Origin of the sequence: Micromonospora sp. WMMD956 (assembly GCF_029626125.1) — a bacterium.
Classification (GTDB): domain Bacteria; phylum Actinomycetota; class Actinomycetes; order Mycobacteriales; family Micromonosporaceae; genus Micromonospora; species Micromonospora carbonacea.
On record NZ_JARUBI010000005.1, the window covers coordinates 7155848 to 7178811 of the forward strand.

Genomic DNA, 22964 nt, shown 5'->3' on the forward strand with positions numbered 1-22964 from the left:
GACGCAAGGTGAAGCTGCGACCGGAGATGACCGCCGACGCCCTGACCCGCCTGAAGCGGGCCCGGGGCCAGCTCAACGCCGTGATCGACATGATCGAGTCGGGGGAGGACTGCCGCGCCACGCTGACCCAGCTCGCCGCGGTCTCCAAGGCCCTCGACCGGGCCGGCTACAAGCTGATCGCGTCCGGGATGCGGCACTGCAACGCCGCCCGCGACCGGGGCGAGGACCCGGAGATGACCGAGGAGGAGCTGGAGAAGCTCTTCCTGGCCCTGTCCTGACTCCCCCGCCGGTCCTGCCCTGATCCCCCGCGCCCGGCGGGCCGCCCCCTGGGCGCGGGTCAGGCGCGGGCGGGGTGGCGGCTGCCGGTGTCGTACTCCCAGCCCTCGCGCCAGGCGAAGTCTTCCGCGATCAACTCCTCCAGCGGCACGCCGTCGAGCAGGTGGTCCAGCGCCCACCGGGTCGCGACGTGCCCGATCACCAGGATCCGACGCCCGCGCCAGCGCAGCGGGACGTCGTCGAGGAAGCGCCCGGCCCGCAGCACGGCCTGCCGCCAGCTCTCGCCGCCCGGGTAGGGCGAGTCGAGGTGGCGGGCCCGGCCCTGGTGCAGCTCCACGGCGGACGTGCCGTTGCGGTCGCCGTAGTCGCACTCGCGCAGCCGCCAGTCGTGCAGGATCGGGATGCCGACGCCGCCGAAGGCCACCTCGGCGGTCTCCACCGCCCGGCGCAGGTCCGAGGTGAAGACGGCCGCGATGCCGTCGGCCCGTCTGCGCTCGCCCAGCTCGGCGGCCAACGCCCGGCCGCGCGCGGACAGCCGCCCCGGCAGCCAGCCGGTCGCCACCCCCCGGTCGTTGTCCTCACTCCAGGAATGGGTCTCGAAGACGATCCGCGTCGACATGGATCAAGGCTAGGGGCCCGACAGCGGCAGAGGTTGCCGTCAAGTGACAGCCATGTGAGCGAAGCCGACCCTCGGTCGGCGGAATAGAAGTTCCCTATCTTTCCCTGTTCGGGATACGCTAGGGAGCGATGAGTGAGGAAATGTACTCGGTCGAGCAGGTCGCCGACCTCCTCGGCCTGCACGTGCGCACCGTGCGCGGTTACATCCGCGCCGGCCGGCTGCGGGCGACCCGGATCGGCAAGCAGTACCGGATCGCCCGCGCCGACCTCGACGCGCTCACCGGCCGCCCGTCGACCCCGGCGGCCGGGAGCGCCGCGCTGGAGGTGTCGAGCATCGTGCAGGTCGACGGCGTCGACCGGGCCACGGCCGACCGGCTCGGCACGGTCGTGCTGGCCGGGGCGAACAACGGCTACGACCTCGCGCGCCCGCTGCGGGTGCAGGTGGTCCACGACGCGGAACGGAGCCGGATGAAGATCGTGATCCTGGGCGGCGCCGCCGCCACTGCCGACCTGCTGCGCCTGCTCGACGCCGTGCTCGACGCCGACAGCGGCCTGCTCGGCCGCGAGGAAGGGAAGGTGGGAGATGCCTGACGAGGTGCGGGAGCTGGCCGGGGTGCCGGTGCTGGTGTGCGACCCCGACGGCCCGCTGGTCGCCACCGAGCAGGACGCGCTCGACCTGATCGGCGCGGCCTTCCTCGGCGCGCAGGTGGTGGCCGTGCCCGCGAACCGGCTGCCCGAGGGGTTCTTCTCGCTCGGCACCCGGTTCGCCGGCGACGTCATGCAGAAGTTCGTCAACTACCGGCTGCGCCTGGCCGTCATCGGCGACATCTCCGAGCGGCTGGCGCGCAGCCCGGCGCTGCGCGCCCTGGTGCACGAGTCCAACCGGGCCGACCACGTGTGGTTCCTGCCCGACCTCGACGCGCTCGACGCCCGGCTGCGCGCCGCCGCCTGAGCGGTCCCGGCCCACCCCGGGCCGCCGGGCGCGGGCGCGCCGCGTACCGGATGGCGGTTGTTGCGGCGGCCGGGCCCGCGCGGGCGGTAACATCCGCTCGGACCCGGCCGAAGTGAGGAACCGCGTGGGCGTGCGATTCGAGGAACTGGCCTGGCGGGAGACCCCGATCGGCGAGATCAGCCTGCGCCGTCGGCACGACCCCGCGCTGGACCGCGAGGTCTACGAGGTCAAGCTCGACGACGAGTTCCTGATGTCCAGCCTCTTCCCCGTCGCGGAGATCGAGCTGGCCCGGCTCGGGCTGGCCCCGCTGCGCGGCACGGGGCTCGACGTCGTGGTGGGCGGCCTCGGCCTCGGCTACACGGCCCGCACCGCCCTGGAGGACCCCCGGGTGGCCTCGCTGCTGGTGGTGGAGGCGATCGAGGACGTCATCGACTGGCACCGGCGCGGCCTGCTGCCGTTCGCGGCGGGGCTGGCCGACGACCCGCGCACCCGGTTCGTCCGGGCGGACTTCTTCGCGGCCGTGGCCGACGGGGCGGGCTTCGACCCGGACTCGCCCGGCCGCCGGTTCGACGCCATCCTGCTCGACGTGGACCACTCGCCCCGGCACGTGCTGCACCCGAGCCACGCCCCGTTCTACACCGACGAGGGCCTGCGCCGCCTCGCCGGCCTGCTGCACCCCGACGGGGTCTTCGCGCTCTGGTCCAACGACCCGCCGGACCCGGACTTCCAGCGGGTGCTCACCGGGGTGTTCCCGACCTCCCTGGCCCACGTCGTCCGCTTCCCCAACCCGTTGCAGGGCCGGGAGTCGGCCAACACCGTCTACGTCGCCCGTCGCTAGCCCGACCGGCCGACGCCGGCCGACCGCCCGTCGCCGGCCGACGCGGTCCGGTCCGACGACGCCACGGCGTCGGGCGGACGGGCAGGCGTCGGGCGGGCCCGGCCCGCCGGGCGGGGCGTCGGCGAGAGTCGGCGGACGCGGTCCCGGCGGGCATGGTCCCAGCCGAACCGGGAAAGGCGTCTGGGCCGCTCGCGCGGCGGACGCCCCGGTGGGCCGGGGCGTCCGGGGCGTCCGACCGACGGGGCCCTCCGGTCAACGGGAGGTGGACATGCGCGCCATGCTCTGGGTCGTCGGCGTCGTCGCCGGCGCGCTCGTCCTGCTGGGGCTGCTGCTCGAAGCGGTCCGCTGGCTGGTGATCATCGGGGTGATCGCGCTGCTCGCGGTGATCGTGTTCGCGTTCGTCAAGGGCCGCCAGACGGTGCAGCACCGGCACTCGGCGCGCCGCTGAGCACGAGTCGGGGATCAGCGCCGACGGCGGGCCCTGACGACGACGTCGTGCAGGGTCATCGGGTGGCCGCCGGGGCCAGTCACGGTCCGGCGCGGCTCCTGCGCGGTCACGATCTCCCACTCGGCCGGGTCGAGACGCGCGGTGATGTCGGCGGCGGTCACGGACGCCGCGGCGGGCGGCCCGGTCTCGCCCGACCCGGGGCCGCCGCCGGGCCCGTGACCGTGGCCGTGGCCAGCGCCGTGCCCGTGGCCGTGGCCGCCGTGACCGTGGCCGTGGCCGCCGCCGTGACCGTGGCCGCCGTGACCGTGGCCCGCCGCGGCGTGCTGGCCGTGGTGCTGGAGGTGGCCGACGATGAACAGGGTGCCGCCGGGGGCGACCCAGGACGCGATGCGCTCGTAGAAGTCCAACTGCGGCATCGCGGGATGCGCGTAGTGCGTGGTCACCAGGTCGTACCGGACGGGCGGCTGCCAGGTGGACAGGTCCGCCTCGACCCAGCGCACCCTGCCGGCCACGCCGCCGGCGGCGGCCCGGTCGGCCGCGCGCGCCAGCGCGCCGGCGGCGACGTCGGCCGCGGTGACCCGCCAGCCGCGGGCGGCCAGCCAGATCGCCTCGGCTCCCGCCCCGCACCCCGCCTCCAGGGCCGTGCCGGGCGTCAGGTCGTCGACCTCCCGCACCAGATGCGGGTTGGCCCCGGCGGCGGCCATGGCCGGGGCCCGGTCGCCCTGCCAGATCTGCTCCCAGTACCCCTTGTCGAACGCGTGCGTCATCGGGCCCCGCCCTCCGCGCGAGGCGCCCGGGTCGCGGCCACGGCGGCACCCGGCCGGGCCGCGCCGCCTCCCGCCGCGACCGCGCCGCGACCTGCGCTCGTCTCATCTGCCACTGGCTGACCTCCCGTCGAGAGCCCGGCTGCCTTCGGCACCCGGCCCGTCGAGCATGCGGAGTACGCCGACGCGGTGACAAAGATTCTTGCCGAATGGCAAAACGCCCGCGGCGTCGGACGCCCGGAGCAGCGCGCCGGCAGGCCGCGCCCGGACCGACCGGGTTCGGGAGGCCTTGCCCATCCGGCTGGTTCCGGAGCCCGCCGGCCGGACCGGCCGCTCAGGCCGACGAGGTCGCCAGGGCGTCCTGCCGCTCCTGCGGCGCGGCGGCCGGCGGGGTGGCGGCGGGGGGCTCGGTCGCCCGGTTGGGCAGCGAGAGCCGGATGACCTTCCACCAGGCGGAGGCGACCTGCTTCGGCAGCGCCCCGGTGGTGTACGTCAGCCCGTACCTGGCGAACAGCGCCCGCACCTCGGGGGCCACCTCCTGGTAGCGGCAGCTCGGCAGGTCCGGGAAGAGGTGGTGCTCGATCTGGAACGACAGGTTGCCGGTCATGATGTGCAGCAGCCGGCTGCCGCTGATGTTGGCCGAGCCGAGCATCTGCCGCAGGTACCACTCCCCCCGGGTCTCCCCCTCGATGGAGGTCTTCTCGAAGGTCTCCACCCCCTCCGGGAAGTGCCCGCACATGATCACGGAGTGGCTCCACAGGTTGCGGATCAGGTTCGCGGTGAACGTGGCCGCGAGGGTGCTGAGGAACGACGGCCCCGACAGCAGCGGGTGGATGACGTAGTCCTTGAGGAACTGGCGGCGGATCTTGCGGCCGACCGCCCGGGCGCGGGCCCGGAACTCGGGGGCCTTGTGCCGGCCCTTGCGCAGGTTGTGGCCCAGCTCCAGGTCGTACGCGGCGATGCCGTACTCGAAGAAGCAGGCGTTGACCAGGTTCCACAGCGGCTGGCCGAGGTGGACGGGGTGCCAGGGCTGGTCCTCGTCGACGCGCATGATGCCGTACCCGAGGTCGTTGTCCTTGCCGAGCACGTTGGTGTACGTGTGGTGCAGCTGGTTGTGCGAGTGCTTCCACTGCTCTGCCGGGGAGACGTGGTCCCACTCCCAGGTCGTCGAGTGGATCTTCGGGTCGCGCATGAAGTCGTACTGGCCGTGCAGGACGTTGTGGCCGATCTCCATGTTCTCCAGGATCTTGGCCACGGCGAGGCCGAGGGTGCCGACGACCCAGGCCGGCGGGAACAGCGAGAACAGCAGCACCGCCCGGCTGCCCAGCTCCAGCCGGCGCTGGGTGGAGATCACCTTGCGGATGTATGCCGCGTCGGCCTCGCCGCGGCTGGCGAGCACCCGGTCACGGATGGCGTCGAGCTCCCGGCCCAGCTCCTCGATGTCGGCGGCGGTGAGGTGGGCGATCGGGTTGTGGGCCTTCTTCTGGATGGCGGTCACGTCCGGTTCTCCTGTCAGAGGTCGATGTCGCAGGTACCGGCCGCCGCCGACACGCAGGTCTGGATGAGCACGCCGTCGCCGGGGACGGCGGTGGTGATCTCCCCGTTGCGCAGGTCCCGGACCGCGCCCTGGCGCAGCGGCACCACGCAGCCGAAGCAGATGCCCATCCGGCACCCGGACGGCATGAGCACCCCCGCGTCCTCCCCCGCGTCGAGCAGGGGGGTGCCGCCGTCGGCGGCGACGGTGACTCCGGCGCGGGTGAAGGTGACGTCGCCACCCGTGCCCGGGGAGATCACCGTGGGCCGGAACCGCTCGGTGTGCAGCCGGTCGGCCGCCCCGTGGGCGGCCCAGTGTGCCTCGACCGCGTCGAGCAGGCCGACCGGGCCGCACGCCCAGGTCTGCCGGTCGAGGTGGTCGGGCACCAGGTCGGCCAGCTCGGCCACGCCGAGCACGCCGTCGGTGTCGGTGTGCCGCTCGACGAGGCGGATCGCGCCCCGCGCGGCGAGCCCGCGCAGCTCGGCGGCGAAGATCACGTCGTCGGCGGTGGGCGCGGAGTGCACCAGCACGACGTCCGCCGAGGCGGGCACGCCGGCGCGCAGCATCCCCATGACCGGGGTGATGCCGCTGCCGGCGGTGAGGAAGAGGACCCGCCGCGGCGCGGTCGCGGGCGCGACGAAGTCGCCCTGGGCCTGGTCGAGCTGGACCAGGGTGCCGGGCCGGACCCGGCGGACCAGGTGGTTGCTGACCCGGCCGTCCGGGATCGCCTTCACGGTGACCGAGATCAGGCCGTCGCGGCGGCCGGGGGCGGAGGTCAGCGAGTAGGCCCGCCACTGGCGGACCCCGTCGACGTCCACGCCGAGGCGGACGTACTGCCCCGGGGTGTGCCCGCGCCAGCCCCGGCCGGGCCGGATGGTCACCGTCGCCGCGTCCCGCGTCTCCGGCCGGACGTCGAGGATCCGCCCGCGCAGGGCCGCGCCGGAGCGCAGCGGGGCGACCAGGTCGAGGTAGTCGTCGGGCAGCAGCGGCGTGGTGACCGTCTCGGCGAGCCGGAACAGCCTGTCCCGGACGGTGCGGCGGCCGGACGGGCGCGGGACGGTGGTGGTCATAGGACCAGGGTGGCGGACACGATCGCATAACATCTTGGCCAAGAAAGATGAAAGCCCTGCACGGTTTTGTTCCGGGAGAACAAGATGTCGGATGAGTCCGGGACCGGTCGCCGCGCGGCCCACCTCGCGCTGGACGCGCCGACGGCCGCCCGGCTGCTCGCCGTGCTGCCGGCGGTCGCCGAGCGCACGGTCACCGCGATCACGGCCGAGGTCCCGGCCTACTCGGGCACCCTCACCGGGCAGATGCGGGCCAAGATCGAAAACGCGGTACGCATCGCGTTGGGCACCTTCCTCCAGCTCGTCGGCCGTCCCCAGGCCGCAGCCGACCCGAGCACCCCGCTGGCCCCCGCGCTGGAGGCGGCGTACGCCCTCGGCAGCGGCGAGGCCCGCTCCGGCCGCAGCATGGACGCGCTGCTGGCGGCGTACCGGGTGGGGGCGCGGGTGGCCTGGCGGGAGGTCTCCACCACCACCGTGCGCGCCGGGCTCGCGGCGACGACGGTCGCCGAGCTCGCCGAGCTGATGTTCGCCTACATCGACGAGCTCTCCGCCGCCAGCGTGGCGGGGCACGCCGACGAGCTGGCCAGCGTGGGCCGGGCCCGGCAGCGCTACCTGGAGCGACTCGCCCAGCAGCTGCTGGCCGGCGAGGCCGAGGACGTGCTGCGCCGCAGCGCCACCCGGGCGGACTGGCCCCCGCCGCAGACGCTGACCGTCGTGCTGCTGCCCCGCAGCGGCCTCCGCACGGTGCTGACCGCGCTGAGCCCGCAGACGCTGGAGAGCGGGGAGGACGTGCCGGGGACGGAACCGGCCGAGGAGCTGGCCGTGCTGCTGGTGCCCGACGTCCACGGCGGCCGGCGGCGGCAGCTGGCCCGCATGCTGCGCGGGCACCGGGCGGTGCTGGGCCCGGCCCGGCCGTGGCACCGGGTGGCCGGGTCGTACGAGCGGGCCACCCGCGCGCTGTCGCTCGGGCTGCCGCACGACGACGCCGACGCGCCCCTGGACACCGAGCGGCACCTGGCGCGGCTGCTGCTCAGCACGGACCCGGAGGCCCTGACCGACCTGCGCGCGCAGGTGCTGGAGCCCTTCGCCGCGCTGCCGCCGGCCACCGCCCACCGGCTCGCCGAGACGCTGCGGGCCTGGCTGCTGCACCAGGGCCGCCGCGACGACGTGGCGGCGGCCCTGTTCGTGCACCCGCAGACCGTGCGCTACCGGATGGCGCAGGTGCGGGAGCTGTACGGCGACCGGCTGCTCGACCCGCAGACCGTGCTGGACCTGACGCTCGCCCTGGCGGTGCTGCCGCCCGAGGAGGGCGGCTGAACGGGTTCGCGCGTCGCCGCTAGCGCACCGGACGCGGCGGGCTCGACGCGCGGAGGATGAGCGCGACCGCCTCCCGGGCGGAGGTGGCCCGCGCGGGCGGACCGACCAGGTGGTCGAGGGCCCTACGCCAGGACTGCGCCACCAACAGGTGACCGGCGTCCGGCACGACCTCCAGCCGGGCGTCGGGCAGCGCGTCGCGCCACCAACGGCCGTGCTCGGGGCCGGCGAGGGCGTCCCCGGCCCCGTAGAGCAGCAGGGTGTCCGCCCGCACCTGGTCGGGCGTGAAGCCCCAGGGGCGCAGCGAGTAGCCGGCGACGTCGTCCGCCAGGCCCCGCGCGCCCTGGACGAACGCCTCGGCCAGCAGGTCGCCGATCCGCGCCGCCGTGGCCGGGTCGGCCAACGCGGCCTCGTCGGCCCGGTTCGCGCCGAGCAGCCGCGCCGCGGCCGGGTCCCGAGGGTCGGCGGGCACCAGGGGGGTCAGCGCGGCGTCCAGCGCGGCGCGGACGTCGGCGACGGGTCGGTCGCGCAGCGCCGCGAGCATGTCCCGCTGCCCGGGGTCGAGCCAGGGCACCTCCTCGTCGGGGGCGGGGGTGGCCAGCACGGCCACCCGGCGCACCAGGTCGGGCCGGCGGGCCGCGAGGGCGAGCGCGACCCGCCCGCCGGCCGACCAGCCGGCGACGGCGACCCGCCCGAGGCCGCGCTGGTCGATCAGCTCGGCGAGGTCGTCGGCGGCGGCCGGCACGTCGGACCAGCCGGTGGCCGCCTCGGAGCCGCCGTAACCGGGCCGGTCCGGGGCGAGGAGGGTCACCCCGGCGAGGCGCGTGGCCGCGGGGTCGGGGTCGAAGGCCCCGGAGCCCGGGGCCGGGTGACAGAACACCACCACCCGACGGCCGGTGTCCGCACCGGAGCGGTGCACCGCCATCCGGCGGCCGTCCCTGAGCGTGATCATCTCCCCGGTGCTGGACATGCGGCCGATTCTGACAGCGACGGGCCGGGCCGAAGACGGTACTGCGGGAGGTCACCCGATCGGGTGACCGGCTGCGGGGCCGGCGGCGGGGCCGGCCCGGCGCACGGCGGTGCCCAGGGCGGCGACCGCGACCGCGACCCCGCCGGCACCGGCCACGACGAAGGTCACCGGCGCGCCGTGGCGCTGGGCCAGCCAGGTGAACGCCGCCGCGCCGACGCCGCCGAGGGAGAAGTGGATCGTCCAGAACGCGGCGGTGACCCGGCCGAGCAGGTGCTCCGGCGTCACCTCCTGGCGCAGCGACAGCGAGCAGATGCCGCCGACGCTGAGGCAGCCGAAGTAGACGGCCACCAGCGCGCCGACCTCGGCGGGCCGGCGGGTCGACGCGAGGGCCGCGACCGCGCCGCCGGTGGCCGCGGTCGCGCCGATCCAGCACGCCCCGAACCCGAACCGTCGGCGCAGCCGCGCGACGACCAGCGAACCGGTGACCGTGCCCGCGGCGCCGGCGGCGAGCACCAGGCCGACCGCGCCGTCGGGCTGGTGCAGGCCGTGCTTGAGGTGGTAGACGACCACGTCGTCCATGCCGTAGGTGAACAGCAGGAAGACGGTCAGCAGCGCGGTCAGCGGGCGCAGCACCCGGTGACGCCACAGGAACCGCGCCCCGGCGAGGAACTCCGTCCACGGCCCGGCGCGGCCCGCCGCGGCGGCGGGCGCGGCGCTGCGCGCGGGAAGCCGGACCAGCGTCAGCAGCGCCCCGGAGACGCCGAAGCTGGCGGCGTCGACGGCGAGCGCGCCCGCCGGGCCCCACCAGCCGGACACGGCACCGGCCAACGCGGGGCCGGCGACCGCCGCGAGCGCGGTGCCGGCGTACAGCCGGCCGTTCGCCCGGGTCAGCTCCGGGCCGTCGACCAGGCCGCGCACCACCGTGACGGCGGCGACCTGGAACACCATGCCGATCGCCGCAGCGAGCGGCAGCAGCACGAACAGCGGCCAGATCGGCGGGGTCGGGGCCAGCCACCACACCAGCGGGGCCGCCGCGAGCAGCAGCATCCGCGCCACGTCCGCGCCGACCAGCAGCGCCCGCCGGTCGAAGCGGTCCACGACGACGCCGGCGAACAGGCCGGCGACCACCGCGGCCACGCCGGACGCGCCGGTGAGCAGGCCGGCGGTGGCGATCGAACCGGTCGCGTCGAGCACCAGCAGCGGCACGGCGAGCTGGGAGAACGAGTCGCCGAGCACGGAGAGGACCTGGGCCGCCCAGAGGGCGCGGAAGCCCCGGCCGCGCCCGTGCGGCGCGGGCGCGACAGGCGTCGACGTGGTCACGCTCACCGGGCAGAGGGTAGCCCACCGCAGCGGGCCGCGCGGGGCACGGGAATCGCGGCGGAATCCATTCACGAATGCTTCGACCGCCGCCTCTTTCGCGTTTCGCGGCCGAGTCGTCTTTCTTACAATGGTCAATTCCGCGCCCCACCGTCGAAAGACTCTGCGAATACCATGCACAGGTGAGGGAGAATCACGGCCGTCAGCCGTGGGTGGTGCGCGTCCGTGGTGGCAACGGCGTGATCCTCGGCAGCGGGACGCTGCTGGGCGACCGGCACGTCCTCACCTGCGCCCACGTCGTCGACCGCGCGGTCGGCCGCGCGACGGCGGGGGCCACCCCGCCCGCCGACCGGGTCCAGGTCGAACTGGTGCGCCTGCCCCGGCTGTCCGCCCGGTCCGCCGGGGTCGTGACCGGCGGCTGGGTGCCGGCGGGCAAGGAGGGCCAGGGCGACATCGCCCTGCTCGAACTCTCCGACCCGGTCCCCGGCCGCCCGGGTGCCGAGCTGCGGCGGCTGCCCCTGTGGGAGAAACACGTCTACGCGTTCGGGTTCCCGAAGGAGTTCCGCGACGGCGAGACCGTCCACGCCGTCCTGCACGGGGGGACGGGCCCGGCCAACGAGTGGATGCAGATGGACCCGAGCCCGGCGAGCCCCGGCCTCCGGGTGCGCAGCGGGTTCAGCGGCGCGGCGGCGGTCGACAACGAGACCGGCTACGTGGTGGGCATGGTGGTCTCCTACTACAGCGGGCCCGCCTCCGGCCGGTCGTTCATGATCCCCGTGGAGACCCTGCTCCACCATCTGCCCCTGCTCCAGACGTGGGTGGTCGGCGACTCCTCCGTCGACCGGGAGTTGACGTCGGTGGGCGGCGGCCGGGAGGACGGCGAGGTCGCCCGGCGCACGGCCGACTTCTTCGCCCGCCGCTTCGCGCAGAACGTCCTGGTGGTCGTCACCGGCCCGCCCACGTCGGCGTCCTCGGCCACCGTGCGCCGGGCCGTGGTGCTGGCCAACCGGCAACTCCGGCCGTCGTCGGTCGATCCGGCCGCCGCCGAACGGGACCCGTCGCTGCCGCCGCTGGGCAGCATCGACCTGGCGCTGGACGCCGCCGGCAAGCCACCACGGGAGCTGGCCGCCCGGATCCTGGGCTTCGTCGGCAGCACCGGGCCCCCGGCGGGCGACCTGCTCGGCGACGCGGCGCCCCGGTCGCTGCTGATCGACGGCGTGGACGAGTCGAGCGACCCCGAGGCGCTGGTCGACGACGTGGTCGGCCCGATCGTCGACCGCGCCGCCGACCGCGACCTGCGGATCCTGGTGGGCTTCCGCAGCCCCGCGGTCGGCCTGCGGCTCGCGCTGCTGGCCCGCCGGATCACCGGGCTGCACGAGGCCGAGCACCTGGCCCGCGAGCACCGCCGCCGGCTCGAGGCGCGCGTGCGCGGGCTGCCACCGGAGAAGCCGCGGGCCACCCTGCTGCGGATCCGGCTCACGGCGCTGCGGGCCGCGGCCCGGGAGCCCGACCCCGGCCCGTTGCTGGAGCACCTGGCCGCCATGGAGCAGGGCACCGACCGGGCCCTGCACGAGGCGACGGCGCTGCGGCGCGAGCTGACCGCGCGGGCCGCCGAGCACCAGCAGCTGCGGGGGCTGCTGGACGCGCACCGGGCCCGCGCCGTCGCCGGCGGGCTGACCGAGCACCGGGGCATCGGGCGGTCCTACCGGCAGGCCCACGACCTGCTCTGGGCCGGCCCCTGCGACCTCACCGAGGCCGCCGACGCCGTGCACGCCTACGCCGAGGCGGTCCGGGGCGCCCTCGACGACCGGCGGGAAGGGGCGACGTCCTGATGCGCTGTGCGCGTACCCCGGGTTGTCCGGGCGTCGTCGACGCCGACGGCTTCTGCGAGGTCTGCGGCCTCGCGCCCCGGCCGGCACGGGCCACGAGGCCGACGGCCGGGGCGCCGGTCGGGGCCGAGACCTGGCCGGTGGCGGGGCTGGTGTCCCTGCCGGTGCGCGACTTCACCGGCCACCGGCGCACCACGGCCGGCCTGACGGTGCCCGAGCACGAGCGGTTCTGCGCCAACCCCGCGTGCCGGCGGGAGGTCGGCCGGGGCGGGGCCGAGCGGCTCGACCACGGCTACTGCCCGCACTGCGGCACGCCCTTCGCGTTCGTCTCCGCCCTCGCGCCCGGCGACCTGGTGGCCGGGCAGTACGAAGTGGTCGGCTACCTGGCCCGGGGCGGCCTCGGGCAGGTCTACCTCGCCGAGGACGTGCACCTCGACCGCAAGCCCATGGCCCTGAAGCGGCTGATCAGCAAGACCGAGCCCGACGCCCTGGCGATCGAGGTCTCCGAGCGGCAGTTCCTGACCACCCTGGACCACCCGAACATCGTCCGGATCTTCAACTTCGTCAGCGCGCCGGACCGGCTCTTCGGCGGGCAGACCAGCTACATCGTGATGGAATACCTGGAGGGGATGCCGCTGCACGAGCTCTGGCAGGCGGCGGTCGACCCGACCCGGCCGGCGGTCACGCTGCCCCTGGTGGAGATCCTCGCCTACGGCCACGAGATCCTGACCGCGCTGGACCACCTGCACGGCAAGGGGCTGCTCTACACCGACCTGCACCCGGGCAACGTCGTCCGCACCGCCGACCGGGTCAAGCTGATCGACCTCGGCGGGGTGCGCCGGGCCGACGACCGGCACAGCCCGAAGGTGCGCACCGAGACCTACGGGGTGAGCCCGACCGAGCTGGCGGCGCACGGGTTCACGGTGCGCTCGGACCTCTACGCGGTCGGGGTCATGCTGCGGGAGCTGAGCCGTCCCCCGCTCGACTCCCCCGGCCGCGACACCGCCCTCGGTGCGGAGTCGTTCGGGCGGCTGGTCACCCGGGCCGCCCACCCCGAGTGGCGTCGCCGCTTCGCGTCCGCGTCGGAGATGTCCGAGCAGCTCAAGGGCGTGCTGCGGGAGCTGCTCCCGGCGCCCCCGGCCGACCGCGCCCAGGAGCCCTCCACCGTGTTCGCCCCCACGGCGGCGCTGCTCGACGCGGGGCTCGGCGCGGTGCCGGCGCTGGCGGCCTGGACGGACCCGGCCGCCGCCGAGGCGCCGCACCACGGCCGCCCGGCGCCGCCCTCGGTGGCCACCGGCCTGCCGGTGCCCCGCCCCGCGGCCGGCGACCCGGCCACCGCCGCCCTGCACCTGATCGGCGCGCTCGACCCGGGCAGCCTGCTGGCCCGGCTCGCGGCGTTCGAGACGGCCTCGGTCGAGGTCGAGCTGTCGCGCTGCCGGGCGCACCTGGAGCTGGCCGGGCCGGGGCCGGCCCAGGAGGCCCTGGAGATCGCGGCCGGGCTGCTGCGGGAGGACGCGGCCGCCGACTGGCGGCTGGTCTGGCACCACGGCCTGCTGGCGCTCGCCCGGTCCGACGTGGCCGAGGCCGGCGAGCGGTTCGACCGGGCGTACGCGGAGCTGCCGGGCGAGGTGGCCCCCAAGCTGGCGCTCGGCTACTGCGCGGAGCAGCGGGGCGACGCCGGCGAGGCGACCCGCTACTACCGGGCGGTGTGGCGTCGGGACCGGTCGGCCGCCAGCGCCGCGTTCGGGCTGGCCCGGCTGCGGCTGGCCGACGGCGACCGGGAGGCGGCGGTGCAGTTCCTCGACGGCGTCCCCCGCGTCTCCCGGCACTACGACGCCGCCCAGGTCGCGGCCGTGCGGGTGCTGGCCACCCGGCTCGGCGACGACCCGCCCGGCGCGGAGCACCTCAACGAGGCGGTGCGCCGCCTCGACCGCCTGCGGCTGGACGGGGGCGCCCGGCACGGCGAGGCGCGCGACCGGATGACGGCGGTGCTCCGGCAGGCCGCCCTGGACCGGGTCCTCGCGCACGGCGCCGCCGGCCTGGCCGCCGGCGGGACACTGGGCGACGCGCCGGCGGAGCGGTCCCTGCGGCGGCTGCTGGAGCGGTCCCTGCGGGACCTGGCCCGGCAGGCGCGCACGGCCAACGACCACGGTGTCCTCGTCGACCGGGCGAACGCGGTCCGGCCGCTGACCTTCCTGCGAGCACGGTGAGGAGCGACCCGGTGTCCAGCGCGCTCGACTTCGACCTGCGGATCGACCACGACCGGTTCCTGTCCACGAGGGACCGCCAGCTGCACGCGATCCTCACCGTCACCGCGCGGGCCGGCGCGGGCGACGCCCCGCCCGAGGTCGACGGCTCCGGCTACGCGGAGGTGGTCGTCGTCGACTGCTCCGGGTCCATGGCGCACCCGCCGACGAAGCTCGGCGCGGCCCGGCGGGCCACCGCCGCAGCCGTCGAGATGCTGCCGGACGGGGTCCGCTTCGCCGTCGTGGAGGGCACCCACGAGGCCCGGATGGTCTACCCCGCCCACCGGGGCCTGGCCGTCGCCGCACCGGCCACCCGGGACGCGGCCCGGCGCGAGCTGGGCCGGCTCGCCGCGGCCGGCGGCACGGCGATCGGCGCCTGGCTGGAGCTGGCCCGGGAGCTGCTGGCCGGGCACCCGGAGGCGATCCGGCACGCCCTGCTGCTCACCGACGGGCGCAACGAGCACGAGACGCCGCAGCGGCTGGCGGAGGTGCTGGCGGCCTGCGCGGGGCAGTTCGTCTGCGACGCCCGGGGCGTCGGCGACGCCTGGGAGCCCCGCGAGCTGACCCGCGTCGCCGAGGCGCTGCACGGCACCGCCGACGCGGTCCGCCGACCCGAGGAGCTGGAGGCCGACTTCCGGGCGACCATGCGGGCCACGATGGCCAAGCGGGTGGCCCGGGCCGGCCTGCGGATCGCCGTGGTGCCGCCGGCGCGGGTGCTGTCCTGCCGGCAGGTGCATCCCACGATCATGGAGCTGCCCGTGACGCCGCTCGACGACCGCTCCGTGACCTGCCCGACCGGTTCCTGGGGGGCGGAGGCCCGGGAGTACCACCTGTGCCTCGAGGTGGACCCGGCGGGCCGGCCGACGGGCGAGGACCTGCGGGTCGCCCGCGTCGACCTGCTGCTGGACGACGTGCCGGCCACCGGGCCGGTGAACCTCCTGGCGCACTGGACGGAGGACCTGGCCCTGTCCAGCCGGATCGACCCGCGGGTCGCCCACTACACCGGGCAGGAGGAGCTGAGCCGGCTCATCGCCGACGGCTGCGACGCGTACGACACGGGCGACCGGGAGACGGCCGCCCGGCTGCTCGGCCGCGCGGTCGCGCTGGCCACCGCCGCCGGCGACGCGTTCCACCTGGAACAGTTGCGACTGCTCGTCGAGGACGTCGACGCCGCCCCGGTGCGGCTGCGCGAGGACCTGCCCCGGCTCGACGTGATCAGCGTGGCCGTGCGGTCGTCGGTCACGGTGCCGGGCCCGGCCCCCCGGCCGGCGTCGGAGCCCGGGCCGGCCGCCGACGCCCCGCCCCGGGTCTGCCCGGCCGGCCACCGCTCGCCGCCGGGCGCCCGGTTCTGCCAGCGGTGCCGCCACGAGTTCACCGACCCCGCCGACGCCGGCCCGGTGCCGGCGTGAGCGGCACGGCGCTGACCAGCACCACCCGGCGGACGCTGCTGCGGCTGCTGTGGGCGCTGCTCGCCGCGAACGCGGTCGCGCTGGCCGGCTGCCTCGCGGCCTTCCTCGGGGTGCAGCGCACCACGGAGGCCGCCTACGACCGTTCCGTGCCGGCGATCCTGGCCGTGTACGACACCCAGGTCGCTCTGCGGGAGGCCCACGGCGCGGCGGTGGCCAGCTTCGCCGCCGGCACCCGGCTGCTCGCCGGCCCGGGCGAGGACTACCAGAACCAGATCGCCCGCGCGGGCCAGCACCTCGCCGAGATCGCGGAGGACAACGCCGCCGGCGACGACGGCAGCCGGGACATCCAGGTCGTCGAGGCGTCGCTGGTCACCTACGCCGGCCTGATCGAGCGGGCCCACGCGCACTTCGCCCAGCCCGACGGCAGGGCGCTGGGCACCGCCGCGCTGCGCGACGCGTCGGGCCTGCTGGAGGAGATCCTGCTGCGCCTCGACCGGCTGGAGGAGAAGCAGGACGCGGCGCTGGACCGGCAGGTCGACGGGGCCTGGACGGGCCGGGCGACGATCCTGCTCTGGCTGCTGCCGGTGCTCGCCCTCGGCGCGCTGCTGCTCGCCGCCCAACTGTTCCTGCGCCGCCGGTTCCGGCGGGCCCTGAACGCGCCGCTGCTGCTGGCCACGCTCGCGGTGCTGGCGCTGGGCGGCACCACGGCGACGAGCCTGCACTCGACCGGCCAGCTCGGCGACGCGCGGGCCGCGACGGACCGGGCCGCCGCCGCCCGGGGGGTCCAGCTGGCGGCGCTGGCCGACCGCAACGCCACGCAGTTGGCCGCCCTGCTCCGCACCGCCTGCGCGCCGACGCCGTGCGCGGACACGATCGAGCAGGTACTCGACCAGCGCGACGGCGATCCGACGTCGGCCGGGTCGGCGAACGAGATCGACGCGGCCGGCAGCACGGCGTGGCGGCACGGCCAGGACGCCACCGGGCTCGCGGCGCGGGCCGCGAACAGCCGCGGCGGCGAGGTCGTCCTGCCGGCGGCGGCCCTGCTCGCCGCCGCGCTGGTGGTCGTCGGTTTCCTGCCCCGACTAGAGGAATACAGGTATCGACAACGATGAGACGCGGTGCGCTCGCCCTGATCTCGGTCCTGCTCGTCGGCATCGGTCCGGCCGCCTGCGCCGATCCCCCACGGCCGCGGGCCCTGAGCGTCGTCGCGTCCTGGTCCGAGGACGGCGGGGGCGCCACCGACGAGGAGCGGCGGCGCAACAGCGAGGCCTGGCCCTTCCTGGCGGTGCTGGACGCCTTCACGGCGGAGACCGGGATCACGTACACCTACCAGGGCACCCGGGACGTCAGCCAGGTGCTGCGGTCCGGGGTCGACCGGGGACGGCCGCCCGACGTGGCGGTGCTGCCCCGGCTCAACGACCTGAAGGCGTACGTGCGCAGCGGCGACCTGTTCCCGCTCGACGACGTCGTCCCGGCCGGCGAGGCGGGCCTCGCCCCGCAGTTGCTGCGGCTGCCGCCGCCGGGGGCCGCGACCGCCCGGGTGTACGGGCTCTCCGTCGCCGTGCACGCCAAGAGCCTGATCTGGCACCGCACGAACGCGCCGGGCGGCCCCACGGTGTCGTCGCCGCCGGCGACGTGGGCGGAGCTGGTGGCGCTGACCCGCGCGCTCGACGACCGGGGCGGCGCGCCGTGGTGCCTCGGGATGGGGTCGCAGCCGCAGTCCGGGTGGCCGGGCACCGACTGGATCGAGGACATCCTGCTGCACCGCTCCGGGCAGACCGTCTACCAGCGGTGGGCGGCGGGGCAGCAGGCGTGGACGTCGCCGGAGGTGCGGGGGGCCTGGCAGGCGTGGGGCGCGCTGGTGGGGGCCGGGCGGGGCACGCCCAACCCGTTGCTGGTCAACTTCGACGTGGCGGGGCCGGGCATGTTCGGCTCGCCCCCGACGTGCTTCCTCGACCATCAGGCGTCGTTCATCGTCGGGTCCTACCGGAGGTTCCTCGACGGGCGGCCCGCAGGGTCCGCGCCGGGCCGGCCGACGCCGGAGTTCGACTTCTTCCCCTCCCCGGCGTTCGGCCCGGGGGACCCGCCGGTGCGGGAGGTCTCGGAGGACGTGGTGGGCATGTTCGCCGACTCGCCGCAGGCGCGGGCGCTGATCCGCTTCCTGGCCGGCGAGCGGGCCCGCCAGGTGTGGCGGGAGGCGAGCGGCCACCTGGCGTTCACCCTGAACGCGGCGACCGACGCGGCGGCGTACCCGGACGGTCTGCCGCGCCGCATCGCGCGGACCCTCGCCACCGGCACGCTGTGCCGGGACGCCTCGGACATGATGCCGGCGGCGATGACCGCCGCGTTCCACTCGGCCGTCCTGCAGTACCTGGCCGATCCCGCTCTGCTGGACAGCCTGTTGAAGGAGTTGGATAGCGTGCGGGACCGGACGCCGCCGCAGGAGTGGCTGGGGCTGCCGTGTCTCAGCCCGCCGGGGTAGCCATCGAGAAGGGACAGTGGATGAGCGAGGTGGTCGAGTTCGACCTCGACGGCGGGGGGACCGTGCTCGTGGCGGTGGACGAGACGCCGGGGATCGCCCCGGCGTCCGCCGCCGACGAGGTGCTCCGCCGGGCCGGGGTGAGCTTCAACAGGGCGATCGGCCAGGCGCGGGACGCCGCGTCGGCCGCGCTCACCGAGTTCCGGTCCATGGTGGACCGGCCGGACGAGGTGGAGATCAGCTTCGGGATCCAGCTGACGGCCGACGCGGGGGCCCTGATCGCCCGCACCGGCGTGCAGGGGCAACTCCAGGTGACGGTGCGCTGGCACCGGGAGCCGGGCGTCTGACGACGCCGTCAGGGGTGGCCGGCCCTGCCGGCACCCGCACCCCGCCCTGACCTGCTCGTACGCGACGACATCGGGCCGCCCGGCGCACCGCCGGGCGGCCCTTCGCGCGCGCGGACCCCGTCCCCGCCACGCTGCGTGAGCGCGCCGGGACCGGGCGAACGGGGTCGGCGCTGGGCTTGCGCGGGCTACTAAACCGGTCTAGCGTCCCTCTCCAACGGGGGTCGTTTGTTGCATCGGTGTGAACCGAACGTTGCCGGAACAGGGCCGAGAGGATGCCGCGCGTGGGACCGAGCCGACCGACCATCACCGACGTCGCGAAGGCGGCCGGGGTGTCCAAGGGCGCGGTGTCCTTCGCCCTCAACGGGCGTCCCGGGGTGGCCGAGGAGACCCGGGCCCGCATCCTGGCCGTGGCCGCGTCGCTGGGCTGGGCCCCGAGCCACCGGGCCCGGGCCCTGTCCGCGTCGCGGGCGTTCAGCGTCGGCATGGTGATCGCCCGGCCGCCCGAGCTGCTCGGGGCCGACCCGTTCTACCCGTCGTTCATCGCCGGCGTGGAGCGGACCCTGTCCGACCGGGGGCAGTCCCTGGTGCTCCAGGTGGTGCCGGACCTGTCCGCGGAGGAGGCCAGCTACCGCCGGCTCGCCACGGCCGAACGGGTCGACGGGGTGTTCGTGCTCGACCTGCGGCTCGGCGACCCGCGGATCGCCCTGCTGGCCGAGCTGGGGCTGCCGGCGGTCACCATCGGCCGGCCGGACGTGCCCAGCAACCACCCCGCGCTGCTGGTCGACGACCGGCCCGGGGTCACGGCGGCCGTGGCCCACCTGGCGGGGCTCGGGCACCGCCGCATCGCCCACGTCTCGGGGCCGCTGCACTTCCTGCACGGCGCCGTGCGCCGCCAGGCGTGGGAACAGGCCCTCGCCGACGCCGGCCTGACCCCCGGCCCGTGCGTCGAGTCGGACTTCTCGGCGGCCGGCGGCGCGCAGGCCACCCGCGCGCTGCTCGCCACCGAGGACCCGCCCACCGCGATCGTCTACGGCAACGACCTGATGGCGATCGCCGGCCTCTCGGTCGCCGTCCAGCTCGGCGTCAAGGTGCCCGACGAGCTGTCGATCACCGGCTTCGACGACACGGAGCTCGCCGGCTACGTCACCCCCACCCTCACCACCGTCCGCACCGACCCCTTCGGCTGGGGCCGGGCCGCCGCCGACGCCCTGCTCGACCTCATCGACGGCCGGCCCGGCGCGGACCTCCCCACCCCACCCGCGCCACTGGTCGTGCGCGGATCGACGGCGCCACCACCCACCCGACGCCCCTGACCCGAGCCCGCCACACCCGACCACAGCACCGCCACACCCGACCACAGCACCCGCAGCACCGCCGCACCCGCACCGCCGACGGCCACCGGCCCGGCGGGCGGACGAACCTGACCCCGTCCCGGATCGGAGAAGACATGAGACGGACCCTTCCCGCCGCCCTGCTGACCGTCGCCCTGGCCGCCACCGCCGGCTGCGGCGGCTCCGGCGGCGGCGACGCCGGCAAGGCCAACGCCGCCCGCGGCCCGATCACCGTCTGGCTGTCCAACAACGCCGAGGAGGTCGCCTGGGGCAAGGCGATGGTGCAGGCGTGGAACGCCCAGCACGCCGACCAGACGATCACCGCCCAGGAGATCCCGGCGGGCACCAGCTCCGAGGAGGTCATCGGGGCGGCCATCACCGCCGGCAACGCCCCGTGCCTGATCTTCAACACCGCCCCCGCCGCCGTGCCGCAGTTCCAGAAGCAGGGCGGCCTCGTCGCGCTCGACTCCTTCGCCGACGCCACCGGCTACATCACCGCGCGCACGGGCGCGACGGCCGAGCAGTACAAGTCGCCGGACGGCAAGTTCTACCAGCTCCCGTGGAAGTCGAACCCGGTGATGATCTTCTACAACAAGAAGGTCTTCGCCAAGGCGGGCCTCGACCCGGAGAAGCCGCAGCTGGCCACGTACGACCAGTTCCTCGCCGCCGCCCGCAAGATCAAGTCGTCCGGCGCCGCGCCGGCCGCGATCTACCCCGCGCCGACCAGCGAGTTCTTCCAGTCCTGGTTCGACTTCTACCCGCTGTTCGCCGCCGAGACCGGCGGCAGGCAGCTCCTCGACGGCGGCAAGCCGCAGTTCGCCTCCCCCGAGGGGCAGCGGGTCGCCGAGTTCTGGAAGACCCTCTACGCCGAGGGCCTGGCCCCCAAGGAGAAGTACAACGGCGACTCCTTCGCCGACGGCAAGGCCGCCATGGCCATCGTCGGCCCGTGGGCCATCTCGGTCTACCGGGACAAGGTCTCCTGGGGCGCCGTGCCGGTGCCCACCTCCACCGGCGTCCCCGCCGACCAGGTGCGGACGTTCAGCGACGCCAAGAACGTCGCCATGTACTCGGCCTGCCAGAACCGGGCCACCGCCTGGGACGTGCTGAAGTTCGCCACCAGCAAGGAACAGGACGGCGCGCTGCTCACCGCCACCGGCCAGATGCCGCTGCGCGCCGACCTGCCGGCCGCCTACCCCGACCACTTCGCGAAGAACCCGGCCTACCAGGGCTTCGCCCAGCAGGCCGCGCGCACCGTCGAGGTGCCCAACGTGCCCAACTCGGTGGCCATCTGGCAGGCGTTCCGCGACGCGTACACCGAATCGGTGATCTTCGGCAAGAAGCCGGTGCCCGACGCCCTCTCCGCCGCCGCGGAGAAGGCCGAGCAGCTCGCCGCCTCCTGATGGCCGCCGCCCGCGCCGCAGCCGCCGCCACGGCCGGGCCGGTGGCCGGCGGCGACGGCGCCGGACGCCGCGCCCCGCGCGGCCGGGTGGCGGCGGTGCTCGGCCGTCACCCGGTGGGCCTGCTCCTGGCCGCGCCGTACGCCGTGTTCGTCGCCGCGGTCTTCGCCTACCCGCTCGGGTTCGCGGTCTGGATGAGCTTCCACGACTACTTCTTCGCCGCCCCCGGCGCGGTGGTGGACCGGCCCTTCGTCGGGCTGGACAACTACCGCGCGGTGCTGACCGACCCGCAGGTGCGCCAGGCGTTCGGCAACATCGGCGTCTTCCTCGTCATCAACGTGCCGCTCACCGCCGGGCTGGCGCTGCTGCTGGCGGTGGCGCTGAACAGGGTGGTGCGGGCGCGGACGTTCCTGCGGGTCGCCTTCTACGTCCCGTACGTCACCGCGAGCGTCGCCGTCGTCGGGGTGTGGCTGTTCCTGTTCAACTCCGACGGGCTGGTCAACCGGGTGCTCGGGCCGCTCGCGCCCGACCCGTCCTGGCTGGTCAACGAGGGCCTCGCGATGCCGGTGATCGCGGTGTTCGTGGCCTGGAAGCAGCTCGGCTTCTTCATCCTGCTCTACCTCGCCGCGCTGCAGAACGTGCCGAAGGAGCTCTACGAGTCGGCGGCCGTGGACGGGGCGTCGGCGTGGGCCCGGTTCCGCTCGGTGACCGTGCCGGCGGTGCGCCCGGCGACCGCCCTGGTGGTCATCCTGGCCACCATCACCGGCGCGAACCTGTTCACCGAGCCGTACCTGCTCACCGGCGGCGGCGGCCCGAACGGGTCGTCGGCGTCGCCGGTGCTGGTGATGTACCAGCGCGGCATCCAGCAGGGCCAGCCCGACGTGGCCGCCGCCATCGGCGTGCTGCTGGTGATCGGCGTGCTGGTGGTCTCGGCGATCAACCGGCGGCTGCTGGAGAGGGACTGACATGCCACGCACACCCGCGAAGCCCACCACCGGCGGCCGGCTGGCCACGGCGCTGCGCGCCGTCGCGCTGTTCGGCGGCGCGCTGGTCTTCCTGTTCCCCTTCTACTACATGTTCGTCGGCTCGTTGCAGGCCGAACCGGACACCTCCCCGGCCGGGGCGTTCCCCACCTCGGGGCTGACCCTGGACAACTACCGGGACATCAACGCCCGGGTCGACCTGCTCGGCTCCCTGGTCAACTCGGGGATCTTCACCGGCGGGGTGATCGCCTGCACGGTCGTCTTCGGCATCCTCGCCGGCTACGCGCTGGCCCGGCTGCGCTTCCGCGGCCGGGGCACGCTGTTCGCGCTCGTGCTGCTGGTGCAGGTGATCCCGTTCCAGCTCCTGCTGATCCCGCTGTACGTGCTGATCGTGCGCGGCTACGGGCTGGCCGACTCGTACCTCGGGATGATCCTGCCGTTCGCGATCAACACCACGGCCGTGTTCGTGTTCCGGCAGTTCTTCCTGCAGCTGCCCGACGAGCTGTTCGCCGCCGCCCGCGTCGACGGCGCGGGCGAGCTGCGGGTGCTCTGGTCGGTGGCGCTGCCGCTGGTGCGCCCGGCGCTGCTGACCGTCGTCCTGCTGACGTTCATCGGCCCGTGGAACGAGTTCCTCTGGCCGTTCCTGGTCACCAAGCAGGCGGACATGCAGCCGCTGGCGGTCTCGCTGGCCAACTACATCAGCAACGTGGCGGCCCGCGCCGCCAACCCGTACGGGGCGGTGCTGGCCGGGGCGTGCGTCCTGGCCGCCCCGGCGGTCGGCCTGTTCCTGGCCTTCCAGAAGCACTTCGTCTCCACCGACATCGGTTCCGGCGTGAAAGGTTGAC

22 protein-coding genes are annotated in these 22964 nt (G+C 75.6%); 16 read left to right on the forward strand and 6 right to left on the reverse strand.

The annotated features are described in order from the left end of the window. Nucleotides 1–8: 8 nt before the first annotated feature. Nucleotides 9–278: a metal-sensitive transcriptional regulator gene (locus O7628_RS30985; protein ID WP_043968569.1), complete on the forward strand. Its 270-nt coding sequence runs from the start codon at nucleotides 9–11 to the stop codon at nucleotides 276–278. A 59-nt stretch (nucleotides 279–337) separates the two neighbouring features. Here O7628_RS30985 and O7628_RS30990 read toward each other — a convergent pair whose 3' ends face one another. Further along, the gene (locus tag O7628_RS30990) at nucleotides 338–895 is read right to left on the reverse strand and encodes a histidine phosphatase family protein (protein ID WP_278135888.1); all 558 of its coding nucleotides are present in this window, start codon (nucleotides 893–895) and stop codon (nucleotides 338–340) included. Nucleotides 896–1023: 128 nt separating this feature from the next. Here O7628_RS30990 and O7628_RS30995 point away from each other — a divergent pair, with 128 nt between their 5' ends. The 4 genes from O7628_RS30995 to O7628_RS31010 all read left to right on the forward strand — a co-directional run bounded on the left by O7628_RS30995 (nucleotide 1024) and on the right by O7628_RS31010 (nucleotide 3132). Further along, the gene (locus O7628_RS30995; RefSeq protein WP_278135889.1) at nucleotides 1024–1485 is read left to right on the forward strand and encodes a helix-turn-helix domain-containing protein; all 462 of its coding nucleotides are present in this window, start codon (nucleotides 1024–1026) and stop codon (nucleotides 1483–1485) included. Then, on the forward strand, nucleotides 1478–1846 hold the full coding sequence (locus O7628_RS31000; RefSeq protein ID WP_278135890.1) for a DUF4180 domain-containing protein: 369 nt from the start codon (nucleotides 1478–1480) through the stop codon (nucleotides 1844–1846). Before O7628_RS30995 ends, O7628_RS31000 begins: the two co-directional genes overlap by 8 nt. 130 nt (nucleotides 1847–1976) lie before the next feature. After that, nucleotides 1977–2684: a spermidine synthase gene (locus O7628_RS31005; RefSeq protein WP_246383886.1), complete on the forward strand. Its 708-nt coding sequence runs from the start codon at nucleotides 1977–1979 to the stop codon at nucleotides 2682–2684. Between the two features lie 268 nt (nucleotides 2685–2952). Beyond that, nucleotides 2953–3132, forward strand: coding sequence for a hypothetical protein (locus O7628_RS31010; RefSeq protein ID WP_074473522.1), 180 nt, complete (start codon nucleotides 2953–2955; stop codon nucleotides 3130–3132). A 14-nt stretch (nucleotides 3133–3146) separates the two neighbouring features. Here the strand turns inward: O7628_RS31010 and O7628_RS31015 are convergent, their stop codons facing one another. The 3 genes from O7628_RS31015 to O7628_RS31025 all read right to left on the reverse strand — a co-directional run bounded on the left by O7628_RS31015 (nucleotide 3147) and on the right by O7628_RS31025 (nucleotide 6500). Beyond that, the gene (locus O7628_RS31015) at nucleotides 3147–3899 is read right to left on the reverse strand and encodes a methyltransferase domain-containing protein (protein WP_278135891.1); all 753 of its coding nucleotides are present in this window, start codon (nucleotides 3897–3899) and stop codon (nucleotides 3147–3149) included. A 331-nt stretch (nucleotides 3900–4230) separates the two neighbouring features. After that, entirely contained in the window at nucleotides 4231–5394 is a 1164-nt protein-coding gene (locus O7628_RS31020; protein ID WP_278135892.1) for an acyl-CoA desaturase, read from the reverse strand. 14 nt (nucleotides 5395–5408) lie between these two features. Beyond that, the gene (locus O7628_RS31025) at nucleotides 5409–6500 is read right to left on the reverse strand and encodes a ferredoxin reductase (RefSeq protein WP_278135893.1); all 1092 of its coding nucleotides are present in this window, start codon (nucleotides 6498–6500) and stop codon (nucleotides 5409–5411) included. Between the two features lie 84 nt (nucleotides 6501–6584). Here O7628_RS31025 and O7628_RS31030 point away from each other — a divergent pair, with 84 nt between their 5' ends. Further along, nucleotides 6585–7814 carry a helix-turn-helix domain-containing protein gene (locus O7628_RS31030; RefSeq protein ID WP_278135894.1) on the forward strand — a complete coding sequence of 410 codons (1230 nt, stop codon included), beginning with the start codon at nucleotides 6585–6587 and terminating at the stop codon, nucleotides 7812–7814. Between the two features lie 19 nt (nucleotides 7815–7833). Here the strand turns inward: O7628_RS31030 and O7628_RS31035 are convergent, their stop codons facing one another. Next, on the reverse strand, nucleotides 7834–8781 hold the full coding sequence (locus O7628_RS31035) for an alpha/beta hydrolase (RefSeq protein WP_278135895.1): 948 nt from the start codon (nucleotides 8779–8781) through the stop codon (nucleotides 7834–7836). A gap of 51 nt (nucleotides 8782–8832) precedes the next feature. Next, the gene (locus tag O7628_RS31040; RefSeq protein ID WP_278135896.1) at nucleotides 8833–10107 is read right to left on the reverse strand and encodes an MFS transporter; all 1275 of its coding nucleotides are present in this window, start codon (nucleotides 10105–10107) and stop codon (nucleotides 8833–8835) included. A 173-nt stretch (nucleotides 10108–10280) separates the two neighbouring features. Between O7628_RS31040 and O7628_RS31045 the strand changes: the two genes are divergently transcribed. The 10 genes from O7628_RS31045 to O7628_RS31090 all read left to right on the forward strand — a co-directional run bounded on the left by O7628_RS31045 (nucleotide 10281) and on the right by O7628_RS31090 (nucleotide 22963). Continuing rightward, nucleotides 10281–11930, forward strand: a complete 1650-nt coding sequence (locus O7628_RS31045) for a serine protease (RefSeq protein ID WP_278135897.1) — start codon at nucleotides 10281–10283, stop codon at nucleotides 11928–11930. Then, on the forward strand, nucleotides 11930–14137 hold the full coding sequence (locus O7628_RS31050) for a tetratricopeptide repeat protein (RefSeq protein WP_278135898.1): 2208 nt from the start codon (nucleotides 11930–11932) through the stop codon (nucleotides 14135–14137). Before O7628_RS31045 ends, O7628_RS31050 begins: the two co-directional genes overlap by 1 nt. A gap of 11 nt (nucleotides 14138–14148) precedes the next feature. Then, nucleotides 14149–15582, forward strand: a complete 1434-nt coding sequence (locus O7628_RS31055) for a VWA domain-containing protein (RefSeq protein ID WP_278135899.1) — start codon at nucleotides 14149–14151, stop codon at nucleotides 15580–15582. Beyond that, entirely contained in the window at nucleotides 15579–16694 is a 1116-nt protein-coding gene (locus tag O7628_RS31060) for a hypothetical protein (protein ID WP_278135900.1), read from the forward strand. Before O7628_RS31055 ends, O7628_RS31060 begins: the two co-directional genes overlap by 4 nt. Then, complete coding sequence (locus tag O7628_RS31065; protein ID WP_278135901.1) at nucleotides 16691–18064, forward strand: ABC transporter substrate-binding protein; 1374 nt, start codon at nucleotides 16691–16693, stop codon at nucleotides 18062–18064. Before O7628_RS31060 ends, O7628_RS31065 begins: the two co-directional genes overlap by 4 nt. A gap of 20 nt (nucleotides 18065–18084) precedes the next feature. Next, nucleotides 18085–18408, forward strand: coding sequence for a CU044_2847 family protein (locus O7628_RS31070; protein ID WP_074473188.1), 324 nt, complete (start codon nucleotides 18085–18087; stop codon nucleotides 18406–18408). A gap of 281 nt (nucleotides 18409–18689) precedes the next feature. Then, a complete protein-coding gene (locus O7628_RS31075; protein WP_278135902.1) occupies nucleotides 18690–19721 on the forward strand; it encodes a LacI family DNA-binding transcriptional regulator in 1032 nt (343 codons plus the stop codon). Nucleotides 19722–19855: 134 nt separating this feature from the next. Further along, entirely contained in the window at nucleotides 19856–21139 is a 1284-nt protein-coding gene (locus O7628_RS31080; RefSeq protein WP_278135903.1) for an extracellular solute-binding protein, read from the forward strand. Further along, the gene (locus tag O7628_RS31085; RefSeq protein ID WP_278135904.1) at nucleotides 21139–22101 is read left to right on the forward strand and encodes a sugar ABC transporter permease; all 963 of its coding nucleotides are present in this window, start codon (nucleotides 21139–21141) and stop codon (nucleotides 22099–22101) included. The genes O7628_RS31080 and O7628_RS31085 overlap by 1 nt, the downstream gene beginning before the upstream one ends. A 1-nt stretch (nucleotide 22102) precedes the next feature. Further along, entirely contained in the window at nucleotides 22103–22963 is an 861-nt protein-coding gene (locus O7628_RS31090) for a carbohydrate ABC transporter permease (protein ID WP_218107011.1), read from the forward strand. Nucleotide 22964: the final 1 nt, after the last annotated feature.

What these genes read in the sequence shown, in the direction of transcription:
- O7628_RS31085 (WP_278135904.1), top strand. Translation starts at nt 21,139, where the DNA reads ATGGCCGCCGCCCGCGCCGCAGCCGCCGCCACGGCCGGGCCGGTGGCC.
- O7628_RS31035 (WP_278135895.1), bottom strand. Translation starts at nt 8,781, where the DNA reads ATGTCCAGCACCGGGGAGATGATCACGCTCAGGGACGGCCGCCGGATG.
- O7628_RS30990 (WP_278135888.1), bottom strand. Translation starts at nt 895, where the DNA reads ATGTCGACGCGGATCGTCTTCGAGACCCATTCCTGGAGTGAGGACAAC.
- O7628_RS31090 (WP_218107011.1), top strand. Translation starts at nt 22,103, where the DNA reads ATGCCACGCACACCCGCGAAGCCCACCACCGGCGGCCGGCTGGCCACG.
- O7628_RS31030 (WP_278135894.1), top strand. Translation starts at nt 6,585, where the DNA reads ATGTCGGATGAGTCCGGGACCGGTCGCCGCGCGGCCCACCTCGCGCTG.
- O7628_RS31050 (WP_278135898.1), top strand. Translation starts at nt 11,930, where the DNA reads ATGCGCTGTGCGCGTACCCCGGGTTGTCCGGGCGTCGTCGACGCCGAC.
- O7628_RS31000 (WP_278135890.1), top strand. Translation starts at nt 1,478, where the DNA reads ATGCCTGACGAGGTGCGGGAGCTGGCCGGGGTGCCGGTGCTGGTGTGC.
- O7628_RS31025 (WP_278135893.1), bottom strand. Translation starts at nt 6,500, where the DNA reads ATGACCACCACCGTCCCGCGCCCGTCCGGCCGCCGCACCGTCCGGGAC.
- O7628_RS31080 (WP_278135903.1), top strand. Translation starts at nt 19,856, where the DNA reads ATGAGACGGACCCTTCCCGCCGCCCTGCTGACCGTCGCCCTGGCCGCC.
- O7628_RS31015 (WP_278135891.1), bottom strand. Translation starts at nt 3,899, where the DNA reads ATGACGCACGCGTTCGACAAGGGGTACTGGGAGCAGATCTGGCAGGGC.
- O7628_RS30995 (WP_278135889.1), top strand. Translation starts at nt 1,024, where the DNA reads ATGAGTGAGGAAATGTACTCGGTCGAGCAGGTCGCCGACCTCCTCGGC.
- O7628_RS31065 (WP_278135901.1), top strand. Translation starts at nt 16,691, where the DNA reads ATGAGACGCGGTGCGCTCGCCCTGATCTCGGTCCTGCTCGTCGGCATC.
- O7628_RS31010 (WP_074473522.1), top strand. Translation starts at nt 2,953, where the DNA reads ATGCGCGCCATGCTCTGGGTCGTCGGCGTCGTCGCCGGCGCGCTCGTC.
- O7628_RS31070 (WP_074473188.1), top strand. Translation starts at nt 18,085, where the DNA reads ATGAGCGAGGTGGTCGAGTTCGACCTCGACGGCGGGGGGACCGTGCTC.